Source organism: Streptomyces longisporoflavus, assembly GCF_014649775.1.
In the GTDB taxonomy this organism is placed as follows: domain Bacteria; phylum Actinomycetota; class Actinomycetes; order Streptomycetales; family Streptomycetaceae; genus Streptomyces; species Streptomyces longisporoflavus.
This window is the reverse complement of the sequence record NZ_BMTR01000021.1, coordinates 16256-30674: the sequence shown is the minus strand read 5'-3', so window position 1 is coordinate 30674 and position 14419 is coordinate 16256. Positions and strand designations below refer to the sequence as shown.

Below are 14419 nucleotides of genomic sequence, written 5' to 3'. Positions count from 1 at the left end.
AAGTACATGGCAAGCACAGCATTCACACGTTCACTTCGGGGGTTACAGCTTCATGCGTTCCATACGTGCGCCCTACGCACGCAGTCGCGGGCAGCGTCTCGCTCTTGCCGCAACCGGGCTCGCCGCGGCTCTGGCACTCACCGCCACCGCCTGCGGTCCCAGCGAGGACAAGGCCGGCGACAAGGCTGATTCCGGCACCGCGCAGGGCGCCGACAAGGGTTCCGGGACCGGCTCGGACAACGGCTCCGACAACGCCTCCGATGCCAAGCTGCCCGGCGACCTCGCCGACAAGCTGAAGAAGCACGGCATCGACCCGGACAAGTGGAAGAACGGCGGCTGGAAGAACTTCGAGAAGGATGAATGGCTGCGGGAGGCGAAGGACTTCGTCAACCCGGTCATCGAAGGGCTCTGGAAGCCCGAGCGCATGAAGGACGCCAAGGAGCCGAAGAAGACGATCGCCGCGAAGGACGCCCCTGCCGACCAGGGCGCGACCGACCCCGAGCCGTCGCCGGTCCAGGCCAAGCGCGAGAAGACGCCGTACCACAAGAACGCCGCCCCGGTCGGCAAGATCTTCTTCGACGCTCCCGCGGGCTCGATGGTCTGCTCCGGCACGGTCGTGAAGGACCCGCGCAACCCTGGCAAGTCGAACCTCGTGTGGACCGCCGGCCACTGCGTGCATGCCGGCGCCGAAGGCGGCTGGTACCGCAACATCACCTTCGTGCCTTCTTATAACGACCTCGGCAAGTCCGGGGCCGAGCTGAGCAACGCCGCTCCGCAGGAAGTCGCCCCCTACGGCCAGTACTGGGCCGACTGGGTCTCGACCTCGGCCGAGTGGATCGACCAGGGCGCGTCTTCGGGCGGGGCCGGTGCTCCGTACGACTACGCCGTGATGCACGTGAAGCCGCAGCAAGGCTCCAAGTCCCTCGAGGAGACCGTCGGAAAGGCCCTCGACGTCGACTTCACGACGCCGGCGACGCAGAGCGTGAGCTCGATGGGCGCCTGGGGCTACCCCGCCGCTCCCCCGTACGACGGCGAGATCATGCACAAGTGCATCGACAAGCCGGGGCGTCTCTCGCTGACCTCCGCCCAGCCGACCATGTACCGCATCGGCTGCACCATGACCGGCGGTTCGTCCGGCGGCGGCTGGTTCCGGATGGTGGGCGGCAAGACCCAGCTGGTCTCGAACACCTCGATCGGCCCGGCCGAGAACACCTGGCTGGCCGGACCGCAGCTGGGCGAGGGCGCCGAGCAGGTCTACGACATGATGAGCAAGAAGTACGGCTCGCAGTAGCCGCACGGCGGACGAGGTCCGCACCTCGCACATGACGCGGCGAAGGCCCGCCCCCTACGAGAGGGGGCGGGCCTTCGCCCTGTGGTCCGCGCCTGCCGGAGCCCGTCAGCCCGCGACCGGGACGTACGGCGCGAGGTCCGCCGCCAGTTCCGCGTGCACCTTCGCCTTGAGCAGCGTGCCCTCGGCGGTGTGCTCCTCGGAGAGGACCTCGCCCTCGGCGTGCGCCCGCGAGATGAGCGAACCCTGCGTGTACGGCACGAGGGCCTCGATCTCGACCTCGGGCCGCGGCAGTTCGGCGTCGATCAGCGCGAGCAGTTCCTCGATGCCGGCGCCCGTGCGCGCGGAGACCGCGATCGCGTGCTTCTCGTTGCGCAGCAGCCGCTGGAGGACCAGCGGGTCGGCCGCGTCCGCCTTGTTCACGATCACGATCTCGGGCACATCGGTCGCGCCCACGTCGCGGATCACCTCGCGCACGGCGGCCAACTGCTCCTCCGGCACCGGGTGCGAACCGTCCACCACGTGCAGGATCAGGTCGGACTCGCCGACCTCCTCCATCGTGGAGCGGAACGCCTCGACGAGGTGGTGCGGCAGATGCCGTACGAACCCGACGGTGTCGGCCAGGGTGTAGATCCGGCCGCTCGGCGTCTCGGCCCGGCGCACGGTCGGGTCGAGGGTGGCGAACAGGGCGTTCTCCACCAGGACGCCCGCGCCCGTGAGGCGGTTGAGCAGGGAGGACTTGCCCGCGTTCGTGTAACCGGCGATCGCGACCGAGGGCACCTTGTTGCGCTTGCGCTCCTGGCGCTTGATCTCGCGGCCCGTCTTCATCTCCGCGATCTCCCGGCGCATCTTCGCCATCTTCTCGCGGATCCGACGGCGGTCCGTCTCGATCTTGGTCTCACCGGGCCCACGGGTCGCCATGCCGCCGCCACCGCTGGATCCGCCGCCGCCCATCTGACGGGAGAGCGACTGACCCCAGCCACGGAGGCGCGGGAGCATGTACTGCATCTGGGCAAGGGCGACCTGCGCCTTGCCCTCTCGGGACTTGGCGTGCTGGGCGAAGATGTCGAGGATCAGGGCGGTCCTGTCGACCACCTTGACCTTGACGACGTCTTCGAGGTGGATCAGCTGGCCGGGACTCAGCTCACCGTCACACACGACGGTGTCGGCCCCGGTCTCGAGGACGATGTCACGCAGCTCCTGCGCCTTGCCGGACCCGATGTACGTCGCCGGGTCGGGCTTGTCGCGGCGCTGGATGACGCCGTCGAGCACGAGCGCGCCCGCCGTCTCGGCGAGAGCGGCCAGCTCCGCGACGGAGTTCTCCGCGTCCTGCACTGTGCCCGAGGTCCACACCCCGACGAGTACCACGCGCTCCAGACGGAGCTGTCGGTACTCGACTTCGGTGACGTCCTCGAGCTCGGTGGAGAGGCCGGCGACGCGGCGCAGAGCCGCGCGCTCGGAGCGGTCGAACTGTTCGCCGTCCCGCTCTCCGTCGATCTCGTGGCTCCAGGCGACGTCCTCTTCCATCAGGGCATCGGCCCGAAGACCTTCGGGGTAGTTCTGCGCGAAGCTCTGTGCGTCCTGGGAAGGGGAAGAAGAGGAGGTCATTGGATCCTTACGTCGATGGGATTCTTCATGGTGGTCAACGCTCGGGGCCGCCCCGTGATTCCCCGGGCCGGCCGACACGCGCCCTGAGATATCCCCGAGGGGTTTTCCCGGACCCGCGGCGGCGCCGACCTGAAGATGGTTGCACGGAACGGCCCGTCTCGTCACGTGGGTTATTTCCCGGTTATTTCCCGGCGGGAGCGGCCTTACGCCAGTCCGGGTGCCCCGGCATCGCCGGTGTCTTCGCCCCGTAGAGCCAGGCGTCGAAGAATCCGCCCAGGTCCCGGCCGGAGACCGACGAGGCGAGCTGCACGAAGTCCGCGGTCGTCGCGTTCCCGTCCCGGTGGGTCCGCACCCAGAGCCGCTCGAGACGCTCGAAGGCCGGTCGGCCGATCTCCTGCCGCAGGGCATAGAGCACGAGGGCACTGCCGTCGTACACGACCGGCCGGAAGATGCTGATCTTCTGTCCCGGCGCGGGCCCCTTCGGGGCGGCCGGCGGTCCGCCCGCGGCGCGCCAGTTGTCCGAGAGCCGGTAGGCCTCCCGCATCCGCTTCTGGAGGGGCTTGTCCGCCTTCTCCTCGGCGTAGAGCGCCTCGTACCAGGTGGCGTGTCCTTCGTTGAGCCAGAGATCGGACCAGGTGGCGGGGCTCACGCTGTCGCCGAACCACTGGTGCGCCAGCTCGTGCACCATGATCGAGTCCACGTACCACTCGGGGAACTCGGGCCGCTTGAACAGGTCGCTCTCGAAGAGGGAGAGGGTCTGCGTCTCCAGCTCGAAGCCCGTCCGCGCCTGCGCCATCAGCACGCCGTACGTCTCGAAGGGGTAGCGGCCGACCTTCTCCTCCATCCAGCCGATCTGGTCCGGCGTCTTCTTCAGCCAGCGCTCCATCGCCTTGCGGTCCTTGGTGGGCACCACATCGCGTACGGGCAGGCCGTGCGGCCCGTCCCGGTGCACCACGGTGGAGCGGCCGATGGAGACCTGCGCCAGCTCCGTGGCCATGGGGTGGTGGGTGCGGAAGACCCGTGTCGTGGTGGCCCCCCGGTGCGCCGTGGCGACGGGCAGGCCGTTGGCCACGGCGGTCAGCCCCTTCGGGGTGGTGACGCGGATGGTGAACATCGCCTTGTCGGCGGGGTGGTCGTTGGACGGGAACACGCGGTGCCCGGCGTCGGCCTGGTTGGCCATGGCGAGCCCGTCGGCGGTGGGCACCCAGCCGCCGTCCTTGTCCTTCGTGGGCCGGGGATCACTGGTGTGCCGGACGGTGATCCGCATCCCCTCCCCCGGGTTCAGCGGCTTCGGCGGCGTGACGACCAGGTCCTCACCGGTGGACTCGAAGCGGGCGGGAGCGCCGTTGACCTCGACCGAGCGGACCTTGCCGTGCGCGAAGTCGAGGTTGATCCGCTCCAACGGAGCACTCGTGCGGGCGTCGATCACCGTCGTGGCGTCGAGCGGCTTCTTGTTGTCGCCGCGGTAGGTGAAGGCGAGGTCGTACGACATGACGTCGTAGCCCGGATTGCCCAAGTGCGGGAAGAGCCGGTCGCCGATGCCGAGCGGTTTGACGGGTGCCGGTGCGGTCGCGGCGAGGAGGGTGGCGGAGGTGGCCGCGGCCAGGAGCGCGGTCGCGATGCGAAGGGTCTTCGGCCGCGAGGCCCTGACCCGGGGGGTGAGCAGCATGAACTACCGCTATCAGCGCGGACCTGTCGCGCCGGTGTCAACGCGCGCCGGGCCACTCGAACGAGTCGCCAGTAGGCCGCTGCGGCGACGCCCGGCTTTCCCGTGGCAGGGCGGCCGGGGCGACACCCTGCGCTCGGGGCGTGCTGCTACGGAGCCGCCGCGGCAGGGTGCTGGGCGCGGCTCACGTCGTACACCCCGGGCACCGCACGCATCGCGCGCATCAGCCCCGGAAGGTGGTCCGCGTCCGGGAGTTGCAGCGTGTACGTGTGGCGCACGCGCTGCTGGCTCGGGGGTTCGACGGTCGCCGACATGATCTCCACGCCTTCCATGGCGATGGCCTCGGTGAGGTCGGCCATGAGGTGCGCCCGCCCGAACGATTCAGCGATCAGCGTGACCCGGCACTCCGCGCTGTCCCCCCAGCGCACTCCGACCTCGGCGCGGCCCACCTCCTTCATGCGTGCGACCGCGGGGCACTCGACGCGGTGCACGGTGACGACGCCGCCGCGCACGGCGAAGGCGGTCACCTCGTCCGGCGGCACCGGCGTACAACAGCCCGCGAGCCGTACGCTCGCGCCCTCCCTGTCCACGACGGCGTTCGCCGCGGCGGGGCGCGGGAAGCCGGCGGCCTGCGGCGGGGGGACGGGCTTCTCCGGGGTCGAGGCCGAAGGGGCCGACGCGGGCGCGGGGTGGGTCGTGAGCCAGCGCCGGATGGCGATCCGGGCGCCGGGCGTGCGCGCGTGGTCGAGCCACTCGCGGGAGGGACCGGCCGCCGCGTCCTGACCCATGAGCAGCTGGACCGTGTCGCCGTCCCGCAGGACCGTGCTCAGCGTCGCCAGGCGGCCATTGACACGTGCCCCGATGCAGGCGTGAGCGTCCTCGCCGTACTGGGCGTAGGCGGCGTCCACGCAGCTGGCACCGGCAGGCAGTCCGAGTGTGCCGCCGTCGGGGCGGAAGACCGCGATCTCGCGGTCCTGGGCGAGGTCTTCGCGGAGGGTGGACCAGAAGGTGTCCGGGTCGGGGGCCGCTTCCTGCCAGTCGAGGAGGCGGGAGAGCCAGCCGGGCCGGGTCGGGTCGGCGCGCTCGCCCTCGACGGCATCGTCGGAGGGGGCGCCGGAACCGGAATCGGACTGCTCGTCCGAAGGAGGAGCGTACGGATTGCGGAGGGCGACGACGCCGGCCTCGGCCACCTTGTGCATCTGGTGCGTACGGATGAGGACTTCGGCGACCTCTCCGTCCGGGCGGGCCACGGCCGTGTGCAGCGACTGGTAGAGGTTGAACTTCGGTACGGCGATGAAGTCCTTGAACTCCGAGACCACCGGCGTGAAGCAGGTGTGCAGCTCGCCGAGGACTCCATAACAGTCCGCGTCCTCGTTCACCAGGACCAGGATGCGTCCGAAGTCCGCCGCGCGCAGCTCGCCGCGTTTGCGGTGCACCCGGTGGACCGAGACGAAGTGCCGTGGCCTGATGAGGACTTCGGCCGCGATGTCCGCCTCACGGAGCACCGCGCGGACGTCGTCGGCCGTCTCCTCCAGGGGGTTGGCGCCGCCCACCGCGTTGGCCGCGATCAGCTCCTGGACCCGGCTGTACTCCTCCGGGTGGAGGATCGCGAAGACGAGGTCCTCCAGCTCGGTCTTGAGGGCCTGCACGCCGAGGCGTTCGGCGAGCGGAATGAGCACGTCCCGCGTCACCTTGGCGATTCGCGCCTGTTTCTCGGGGCGCATGACACCGAGCGTTCGCATGTTGTGCAGGCGATCGGCGAGCTTGATCGACATGACGCGTACGTCGTTGCCGGTGGCCACCAGCATCTTGCGGAAGGTCTCCGGCTCGGCGGCCGCTCCGTAGTCGACCTTTTCGAGCTTCGTGACGCCGTCGACGAGATAGCAGACGTCGTCGCCGAATTCCGTACGCACCTGGTCGAGCGTCACGTCCGTGTCCTCGACGGTGTCGTGGAGCAATGACGCGGTCAAGGTCGTGGTCTCGGCGCCCAGTTGGGCGAGGATCAGGGTCACCGCGAGCGGATGTGTGATGTACGGCTCACCGCTTTTGCGCATCTGGCCGCGGTGGGACGACTCCGCGAGGACCCACGCACGCCGCAGCGGCTCCAGATCCGCGTCCGGGTAGTGGGCCCGGTGGGCTTCCGCCACATGGCCGATCGCGTCCGGCAACCGGTCCCGGGTGGCGGGGCCCATGAGGGCAGCCCGGCCGAGCCTGCGCAGGTCAAGCCGCGGACGACCGCGCCTGCGCTGCCCTGCGGGGTTCGCGGGGCCGGACATCGCGGGGTTTGTGGCCTCCGCACTCATGGGCACCTCCGGCTGCTCCTACCGGCGGTGAGCGGACGGCGGCATGCTCCGTCCGCGCCGGTGCTTGATGCTACCGAGCCCATCACGCGCCGCTGACCGCCTCTCGCCGAGCGTGAAACGGATCACCCATTCGAGCGACAGTTCACGGGTTTACAGTTTCGAACCATTCCGCGTCGATCTCGCCTTCGGCAACGATCACCGCGGGGCCTGTCATCTCGATCTCGCCGTCGGGACGCTCGGTGATCACCAGGCGCCCACCGGGCAGGTCGACGGTGTAGGTGACCGGCGCACCGGTCGCCGCAGGGTCCGCCCCGTCCCTGCGGGCCGCCGCGACGGCTACGGCGCACGCGCCCGTGCCGCACGAGCGGGTCTCGCCGGCACCGCGCTCGTGCACGCGCATGGCGACGTGCCGAGGGCCGCGGTCGACGACGAATTCGACGTTCACCCCGTCCGGGTAGGCCGAGGCGGGGCTGAACGGCGGCGGGTCATACAACGTGCCCGCGTGGGCCAGGTCGTCCACGAAGGCGACCGCGTGCGGGTTGCCCATGTTCACGTTGCGTGCGGGCCACTGCCGGTCGGCCACGGAGACGGTGACGTCGTCCCCTTCGGGGAGGAACGCCTTGCCCATGCCCACGGTGACGTCCCCGCCGGCCGCGGCCTTGGCGATGTGCACGGTCTTCACGCCGCCACGGGTCGCGACGGCCAGATCACCCTCGCCCACCAGTCCGGCGTGCTGCAGATAGCGGGCGAAGACGCGCACGCCGTTGCCGCACATCTCGGCGATCGAGCCGTCGCCGTTGCGGTAGTCCATGAACCATTCGGCCTCGGGGGCCAGATGGCGCGCCTCGGGGTGTGCCGCGGAACGGACGACATGAAGCAGGCCGTCGCCCCCGACGCCCGCGCGGCGGTCGCACAGGGCTGCCACGGCGGCCGGGGGCAGCTCGATGGCGTTGTCGGGGTCCGGGACGATCACGAAGTCGTTCTCGGTCCCGTGCCCCTTGAGGAAGGCGATCCGCGTGCTCATTCCTCGATCGTACGGGGTGGCTAGGACACTCGGTCCGTACGGTGCCTCTCACCGCCCTGACCTCGTACGACGCGGTCAGCGAAGGCGTGCGACGCGCCACACGGCGAGAACGGCGACGGCCAGGAAAGCCAGCGCGTACGCGGAGACGATCCGCCAGTCCGGGCGGCGCCCGGAGCCGCGCTCGGGCAGCCCCGGCCAGGTGTGCCCCACGCGGCGGGCGGCCATCATGCCCCAGCCCGCGGCGCAGCAGCTGATCAGGAGTCCGAGCATGGCGACGACGGCGCCGCCGTCCCCGAATTCGAAGGCCAGCGGGAAGGCGAACATCAGTGACCCCGCCGCGGCGAGGACGACGATCGGTGCGAGCTGCCAGATGCGCAGACGGCGCTGCGGGCGCAGTTCGACCTCGACCTCGGCAACGGCCATCTGGTCCGCGCCGGGACCGTCGTCGGTCACGCCGTCCGGCGCCCCGTCGGGGCCGTCCGGAGTCAGCTCGCCGCCGTCATGCGCGGTGTCACGAGGGCCGGCCTCCATCGCCATCCGCCCTCCTACTTCGGACTCCACTGGTCGATCGATGGTCGATGATGGCACGGCGCCGGGGGCCGGGATGACCGCCGGAGCGTCCCGATGCCATCACGTGATCAGGCTGTGACCGCTCGTTCGACCAACGCCAGTGCCCGTCCTGGGAGTTCCCTTCGGTCGGTCATGGCGCCGCTGAGCCAGTGCACGCGGGGATCGCGACGGAACCACGAGTCCTGGCGACGTGCGAAGCGCTTGGTCGCGCGCACGGTCTCCGCGCGCGCTTCGTCGTCGGTGCACTCCCCCGCGAGCGCCGCGAGCACCTGCTGGTACCCGAGCGCGCGCGACGCCGTACGCCCCGTGCGCAGCCCCACCGCCTCCAGGGCACGCACCTCGTCGACGAGGCCCGCGTCCCACATGCGGTCCACGCGCGTGGCGATGCGTTCGTCGAGTTCGGGGCGGCCGACGTCGACGCCGATCTGGACGGTGTCGTAGACGGAGTCGTGGCCCGGGAGGTTGGCGGTGAAGGGCTTGCCGGTGATCTCGATGACCTCGAGGGCGCGGACGATCCGGCGTCCGTTGCTGGGCAGGATGGCCTGGCCCGCCCCCGGGTCGGCGGCGGCGAGGCGGGCGTGCAGCGCGCCGGGGCCGTGCAAGGCGAGCTCGCCCTCCAGGCGGGCCCGGACCTCGGGGTCGGTGCCGGGGAACTCCAGGTGGTCGACGGCGCCCCTGACGTAGAGCCCGGAGCCGCCGACCAGGATCGGCCAGCGCCCGTCGGCAAGGAGGCGGTCGATTTCGGCGCGCGCCAGCTTCTGGTACTCGGCGACGCTTGCCGCCTCCGTGACGTCCCAGATGTCCAGGAGGTGGTGGGGCACTCCGTCGCGCTCTTCGAGCGTCAGCTTGGCGGTCCCGATGTCCATCCCTCTGTAGAGCTGCATGGAGTCGGCGTTGACGACTTCGCCGCCGAGACGCTGGGCAAGGAAAACTCCCAGATCGGACTTTCCGGCCGCGGTCGGCCCGACAACGGCGATGACCCGCGGTGCGGGAGCTGCTCTACTCACCGCCCCAGTCTCGCAAACCCCGCGACCACTTCCCGAACGAGCTACGTGACGTCACACCTTCGGGGTCGTTGCCTGTTGCGAGGTTCCGGCCGCCGGTTTTGAGGACCGGCGACCCGGGTGGCGCAACAGGGCGCACCGGGCGGCGCGGGATTTCGCCCACACGAGTACCGTATGGAGTAGATATGGGCGTTTTTGCACGGTTCCGTAGGAAGTCCAAGGACGCGGAAGAGGCGTCAACAAACGAGGCGGCGGCCGCGACCCTGACGGCCGAGCCGGAGGCGGCCGGGGAGACTCCCGAGCCCGGGACCGGCAAGGAGGCCAAGGCCGAGGCAGGCACCGAGGACGCGACCAAGGCCGGCGCGGAGGCTGACGCCGGGACCGACGCCGGGGCCGCGGGCAAGTCCGAGGACAAGGCGGCGGACTCGGAAGAGGCTGCCGCGGAGAACGTGGACATCCCGAAGCAGCAGTCCGCGGACAAGGCCGCCGACAACGACGAGGCCGACGAGGGCGCCCGCAAGTGACCCTCCCGGCGAGGGAAGGCAACCGATGGGCATTCTGCAGAGTCTGAAAGACAAGCTCGCCCCGGCGAAGGACAAGGTCGCGGGCCTCGCGCAGCAGCACGGGGACAAGATCGACCGAGGTCTCGACAAGGCCGCGAAAGCGGTCGACGCCAAGACCAAGGGCAAATACAGCGACAAGATCCAGACCGGGTCGGGCAAGGCGAAGGACGCCGTGGACCGCCTCGCCGGGACGCCCGACGAGGGCAAGGACCCGGGCGGCGGCACCGCCCGTCCGACGCCCCCTCCGGCTCCCTGAACCACCGGCTGGATCACTCGCCGCTCACCGACGCCAGAGCGTCGGCTGAGTCAGCCGACCGGGTCACCGAACAACACCGGCGGACGGCCGTGGAGCACCACCAGCTCCACGGCCGCCGCCACGCTCCGCCAGGCGCGCGGCCGGCCGCTTGCGGGCAGGCGCCCATGGTCAGCCCTTGAACGGGCAGGCGGCCACGGTCAGCCCTTGAACGCGAGCAGCGCGTACGGCCGCTGCGTGGCTTTGCTTGGCGCCACCGGTCGCTCCCCGGCCCTGGACAGCCTGCATGCGCCCCTGAACGCGAACAGCGCGCGCACAGCCGATCCCCGGCCCTGGGCGGCGTGCAGAGCCGACGCCCGGCCCCGGGCAGCGCGCAGCGGCCACCCCGTGGCCCCGGCGGCGCACCCCCGCCACCGAGCGGCCCGCGGCATGCGCGGCCGTCGTCGTATATCCGGCAGTACGCACGATCGTCACCCACCGCCCAGCAGCCCGCCCCACCGACAAAATGCGCCCGCCGGCACGCGTTATCGCCCCCGGGCAGGCCGCTACGACCAGGTGGCGACCAGGTATCCGACGCCGTACGGAGCGTCCTCGTAGAGCAGTTCGCCCTTCAGGCCCGCGTCCTCGGCCGCGCCGGCCAGGATCTGCCACGGTGCTCGGCCCGCGGCCTTCAGTTCGTACGCCAGTTCCGCGTCCAGCGCCTTGAGCGCCCCGATGTCCGCAGCTCCCAGCGCGCGGGCTACCTCCGCGTCGAACGGGGCCGCCCGTTCGTCGAGGTATCCCGGCGCCTTCAGCGTGCGGCACGCGCTGGCGTCGCCCATCACCAGCAAGGCCACTCGGTCGCTCCGCGCCGCGATTTCCCCTCCGACTTCAGTACACCGCTCGGGCGCCAGAGATTCCCCCACTCCGAGCCCTTCCAGCGGGGCCGCCGACCACTCCGTACGGTCGAGCAGCCAGGCGGCGACGGCGAGCGAGGACGGAAGCTCGCGCTCCGCCACGGCCCCATCCGTGTCCTCGTCATCCGTGTCCTCGCCGCCGCGCCCGAGGCGTACGTCGAGGTGGACACCGAAGCCGCGGAACGAGCCACGGGCGCCTTGGGGATGCTGCCCGCGCCCATTCTGCTCGGCGGGCCCGATCACGACGAGCCGGTCGGGCCGCGAGGCGGCGAGCACCCCGACGGCGTCCGTGCACGCGGCGCGCGCGGCGTCTAGTTCGGGGGCAGCGCCTGCCGCGACCTCGGGGACGAGCAGGGGCGGGCAGGGGCAGACGGCTGCGGCGACAAGCATGATCCGCAGCGTAACGCGCGCCCGCGCGCTGGCAGGAGATCGGGCCCGAGTCCCGCTCCGGCTCGGAGAGCGGGAGCGGGAGCGCGAAGCGGCACGGAAAGGAGCCGCCGGACGAGCCGTCGCCGATCACCATCCACCCGCCGACCGAGCGGGAGCGCCGCATCCGTACGGGATAGCGCGGCTGCTTGGGGCGGTAGAGCGGCAGAGGAGGCCCCGGAGGGTTCTCCGTCGTCCGCCGCTCGCCCCGGTCAGTCGCAGCCGCAACCGCTGCCGGCGGCCACCGGAAGGGGCTCGGGAGCGCCCACCTTGGGCAGGCCGAGCATCACGCCTGCGGGCTTGGCCGCGGGCTCGGCGTTGCGCTTCTCCCAGGCGTCACCCGCGCGCGTGCGGCGCACGTTCAGGACGGGCCCCTCGGCGAGCAGGTGGTGCGGCGCCGCGTAGGTGATCTCGACCGTGACGACGTCGCCCGGGCGGACCTCGGTGTCCGGCTTGGTGAAGTGGACCAGGCGGCTGTCGGGGGCGCGTCCGGAGAGACGGTGGGTAGCGCCGTCCTTGCGTCCCTCTCCCTCGGCGACCATCAGCTCCAGGGTCCTGCCGACCTGCTTCTTGTTCTCGTCCCAGGAGATCTCCTCCTGGAGGGCGGAAAGACGCATGTAGCGCTCCTGCACGACCTCCTTGGGGATCTGCCCCTCCATGGTCGCCGCGGGCGTACCGGGACGCTTGGAGTACTGGAAGGTGAAGGCGCTGGCGAAACGGGCCTCGCGGACCACGTGCATCGTCTGCTCGAAGTCCTCCTCGGTCTCTCCGGGGAAGCCGACGATGATGTCGGTGGAGATCGCCGCGTCCGGCATGGCGGCGCGGACCTTCTCGATGATGCCGAGGAAGCGGTCCTGCCGGTACGAACGGCGCATCGCCTTCAGGATCGGGTCCGAGCCGGACTGGAGCGGCATGTGCAGCTGCGGCATCACGTTCGGGGTCTCGGCCATGGCGGCGATCACGTCGTCCGTGAAGTCGCGCGGGTGCGGGGACGTGAAGCGCACGCGCTCCAGGCCCTCGATCTTCCCGCAGGCGCGCAGAAGCTTGCTGAAGGCCTCGCGGTCACCGATGTCCGAGCCGTACGCGTTCACGTTCTGGCCGAGGAGGGTGATTTCGGAGACGCCCTCACCGACGAGGGCCTCGATCTCGGCGAGGATGTCGCCGGTCCTGCGGTCCTTCTCCTTGCCGCGCAGGGCGGGCACGATGCAGAACGTGCAGGTGTTGTTGCAGCCCACGGAGATGGAGACCCACGCCGCGTAGGCGCTCTCGCGGCGCGTGGGCAGCGTCGAGGGGAACGCCTCGAGCGACTCGGCGATCTCGACCTGCGCCTCTTCCTGGACGCGGGCCCGCTCCAGGAGGACCGGCAGCTTGCCGATGTTGTGCGTCCCGAAGACGACGTCCACCCAGGGCGCCTTCTTCACGATGGTGTCGCGGTCCTTCTGGGCCAGGCAGCCGCCGACGGCGATCTGCATGCCGGGCCGCTTGGTCTTCATCGGCGCGAGGCGGCCGAGGTTCCCGTACAGCCGGTTGTCGGCGTTCTCCCGCACGGCGCAGGTGTTGAAGACGACCACGTCGGCATCGCCGTCCGAGCCCTCGGGCGCTCGCTCGTACCCGGCGCCCTCGAGGAGACCGGAGAGACGCTCCGAATCGTGGACGTTCATCTGGCACCCGTAAGTGCGTACCTCGTACGTTCCTTTAACGCCCACTGCCTGTCCCCGGTCGCCGCTGCTCATGTGACAAGGGTAGGCGGTCGGTGAAGTTTCCCTGCCGGGAGCTCGGCCCTGGCCATCACTGTGCGTGGCCTGGCAGGATCGCGCGCATGCTCAAGGCACTCCCCCACATCAGCAGGCGCCGCGCACTCCAGGGTGCGGCGGCCGCCCTCGTGGTCTTCGGGCTGCTGATGTGGTGGCTGGTCCCGGCGGGCGACGATTCCCCGACGGGCCGGATGACGTTCAGCACGGGCGTGAAGAACGCGGTCTACGAGCGGTACGGAAAGCTCCTGCGGACCGCGGTCTCCCACGACATGCCCAAGGTGGACGTGGACCTGCTCAACAGCCAGGGGTCGCAGCAGAACGTCGAGCGGGTGGCTACGGGCAAGGCCGATTTCACCATCGCGGCCGCCGACGCCGTCGCGAAGTACCGCCTGGAGGGACGCCAGGGCGCGGACCGGCTGCGGGGCTGTGCGCGGCTGTACGACGACTACGTACAGCTCGTCGTCCGGCGTTCTTCGGACATCGAGAAGGCGCGGGACCTGCGGGGCAAGAGGGTGGCCGTGGGCCAGCCGCGCTCCGGCGTGCGGCTGATAGCGGGCCGGGTGCTCAAGGCGGCCGGACTCGATCCCGGGAAGGACCTGACGTCGGTGGACGCCGGGATCGACACCGCTCCCGATCTTCTCAAGAAGGGCGACATCGACGCCTTCTTCTGGTCGGGCGGGCTGCCGACCACCACGGTGCGGCTGCTCTCCGAAGAGTTCGACGTCCGTCTCGTCGAGCTCGGCACCCTGGTGGACGCACTGCACAAGCAGGGCGGCGCGTCGCGCTACTACCGGGCAGCGGTGATGCCCGCCGACGCCTACCCCGCCGCGCAGGAGAACGACGCCGTGCCGACCCTGGCCGTGGCGAATCTCCTGGTCACCACGGACCGGGCGGACCCGAAGCTGACGGAGGGGCTGACCCGCACGGTGATCGACAGCCGCGACCACATCGGCGATCAGGTGCATGCCGCCCAGCTGGTGGATCTGCGGACGGCCCTCTACACCGATCCGCTCGCCCTGCACGAGGGTGCGCGCCGCTACTACCAGTCGGTCAAGCCGTAGCGG

General features: G+C 70.8%; 12 protein-coding genes. 4 read left to right on the top strand and 8 right to left on the bottom strand.

What is annotated here, in order from left to right:
• Positions 1-52: 52 nt before the first annotated feature.
• Positions 53-1291 carry a trypsin-like serine peptidase gene (locus IE226_RS32990; RefSeq protein ID WP_190085112.1) on the top strand — a complete coding sequence of 413 codons (1239 nt, stop codon included), beginning with the start codon at positions 53-55 and terminating at the stop codon, positions 1289-1291.
• A gap of 105 nt (positions 1292-1396) precedes the next feature.
• Here the strand turns inward: IE226_RS32990 and hflX are convergent, their stop codons facing one another.
• The 6 genes from hflX to miaA all read right to left on the bottom strand — a co-directional run bounded on the left by hflX (position 1397) and on the right by miaA (position 9466).
• Positions 1397-2896, bottom strand: a complete 1500-nt coding sequence (hflX, locus tag IE226_RS32985; protein ID WP_190085111.1) for a GTPase HflX — start codon at positions 2894-2896, stop codon at positions 1397-1399.
• 181 nt (positions 2897-3077) lie between these two features.
• Positions 3078-4565 (bottom strand): M1 family metallopeptidase, encoded by a 1488-nt coding sequence (locus tag IE226_RS32980; RefSeq protein WP_190085110.1) that lies wholly within the window; start codon positions 4563-4565, stop codon positions 3078-3080.
• Positions 4566-4711: 146 nt separating this feature from the next.
• Positions 4712-6865 (bottom strand): RelA/SpoT family protein, encoded by a 2154-nt coding sequence (locus IE226_RS32975; RefSeq protein ID WP_190085109.1) that lies wholly within the window; start codon positions 6863-6865, stop codon positions 4712-4714.
• 142 nt (positions 6866-7007) lie between these two features.
• Positions 7008-7889: a diaminopimelate epimerase gene (gene dapF / locus IE226_RS32970; RefSeq protein ID WP_190085108.1), complete on the bottom strand. Its 882-nt coding sequence runs from the start codon at positions 7887-7889 to the stop codon at positions 7008-7010.
• 75 nt (positions 7890-7964) lie between these two features.
• Positions 7965-8426, bottom strand: coding sequence for a hypothetical protein (locus IE226_RS32965; protein WP_190085107.1), 462 nt, complete (start codon positions 8424-8426; stop codon positions 7965-7967).
• 101 nt (positions 8427-8527) lie between these two features.
• Complete coding sequence (gene miaA, locus IE226_RS32960) at positions 8528-9466, bottom strand: tRNA (adenosine(37)-N6)-dimethylallyltransferase MiaA (RefSeq protein ID WP_190085106.1); 939 nt, start codon at positions 9464-9466, stop codon at positions 8528-8530.
• 182 nt (positions 9467-9648) lie between these two features.
• Between miaA and IE226_RS32955 the strand changes: the two genes are divergently transcribed.
• Both IE226_RS32955 and IE226_RS32950 read left to right on the top strand, forming a co-directional pair.
• Positions 9649-9987, top strand: coding sequence for a hypothetical protein (locus tag IE226_RS32955; protein ID WP_190085105.1), 339 nt, complete (start codon positions 9649-9651; stop codon positions 9985-9987).
• A gap of 25 nt (positions 9988-10012) precedes the next feature.
• Positions 10013-10282, top strand: coding sequence for an antitoxin (locus IE226_RS32950; RefSeq protein WP_190085104.1), 270 nt, complete (start codon positions 10013-10015; stop codon positions 10280-10282).
• 542 nt (positions 10283-10824) lie between these two features.
• On the opposite strand, the gene IE226_RS32945 is transcribed toward IE226_RS32950, so the two are convergent.
• Both IE226_RS32945 and miaB read right to left on the bottom strand, forming a co-directional pair.
• Positions 10825-11565, bottom strand: coding sequence for a class III extradiol dioxygenase subunit B-like domain-containing protein (locus tag IE226_RS32945; protein ID WP_190085103.1), 741 nt, complete (start codon positions 11563-11565; stop codon positions 10825-10827).
• A 248-nt stretch (positions 11566-11813) separates the two neighbouring features.
• Complete coding sequence (gene miaB, locus IE226_RS32940) at positions 11814-13334, bottom strand: tRNA (N6-isopentenyl adenosine(37)-C2)-methylthiotransferase MiaB (RefSeq protein ID WP_190085102.1); 1521 nt, start codon at positions 13332-13334, stop codon at positions 11814-11816.
• 86 nt (positions 13335-13420) lie between these two features.
• On the opposite strand from miaB, the gene IE226_RS32935 reads away from it, so the two are divergent.
• Positions 13421-14416, top strand: coding sequence for a TAXI family TRAP transporter solute-binding subunit (locus tag IE226_RS32935; RefSeq protein WP_190085101.1), 996 nt, complete (start codon positions 13421-13423; stop codon positions 14414-14416).
• Positions 14417-14419: the final 3 nt, after the last annotated feature.

Excerpts from the sequence above, each read along its gene's own strand:
- IE226_RS32950 (WP_190085104.1), top strand. The coding sequence starts at position 10,013 with ATGGGCATTCTGCAGAGTCTGAAAGACAAGCTCGCCCCGGCGAAGGAC.
- IE226_RS32955 (WP_190085105.1), top strand. The coding sequence starts at position 9,649 with ATGGGCGTTTTTGCACGGTTCCGTAGGAAGTCCAAGGACGCGGAAGAG.
- hflX (WP_190085111.1), bottom strand. The coding sequence starts at position 2,896 with ATGACCTCCTCTTCTTCCCCTTCCCAGGACGCACAGAGCTTCGCGCAG.
- IE226_RS32975 (WP_190085109.1), bottom strand. The coding sequence starts at position 6,865 with ATGAGTGCGGAGGCCACAAACCCCGCGATGTCCGGCCCCGCGAACCCC.
- IE226_RS32990 (WP_190085112.1), top strand. The coding sequence starts at position 53 with ATGCGTTCCATACGTGCGCCCTACGCACGCAGTCGCGGGCAGCGTCTC.
- dapF (WP_190085108.1), bottom strand. The coding sequence starts at position 7,889 with ATGAGCACGCGGATCGCCTTCCTCAAGGGGCACGGGACCGAGAACGAC.
- IE226_RS32980 (WP_190085110.1), bottom strand. The coding sequence starts at position 4,565 with ATGCTGCTCACCCCCCGGGTCAGGGCCTCGCGGCCGAAGACCCTTCGC.
- IE226_RS32935 (WP_190085101.1), top strand. The coding sequence starts at position 13,421 with ATGCTCAAGGCACTCCCCCACATCAGCAGGCGCCGCGCACTCCAGGGT.
- miaB (WP_190085102.1), bottom strand. The coding sequence starts at position 13,334 with ATGAGCAGCGGCGACCGGGGACAGGCAGTGGGCGTTAAAGGAACGTAC.
- IE226_RS32945 (WP_190085103.1), bottom strand. The coding sequence starts at position 11,565 with ATGCTTGTCGCCGCAGCCGTCTGCCCCTGCCCGCCCCTGCTCGTCCCC.
- IE226_RS32965 (WP_190085107.1), bottom strand. The coding sequence starts at position 8,426 with ATGGCGATGGAGGCCGGCCCTCGTGACACCGCGCATGACGGCGGCGAG.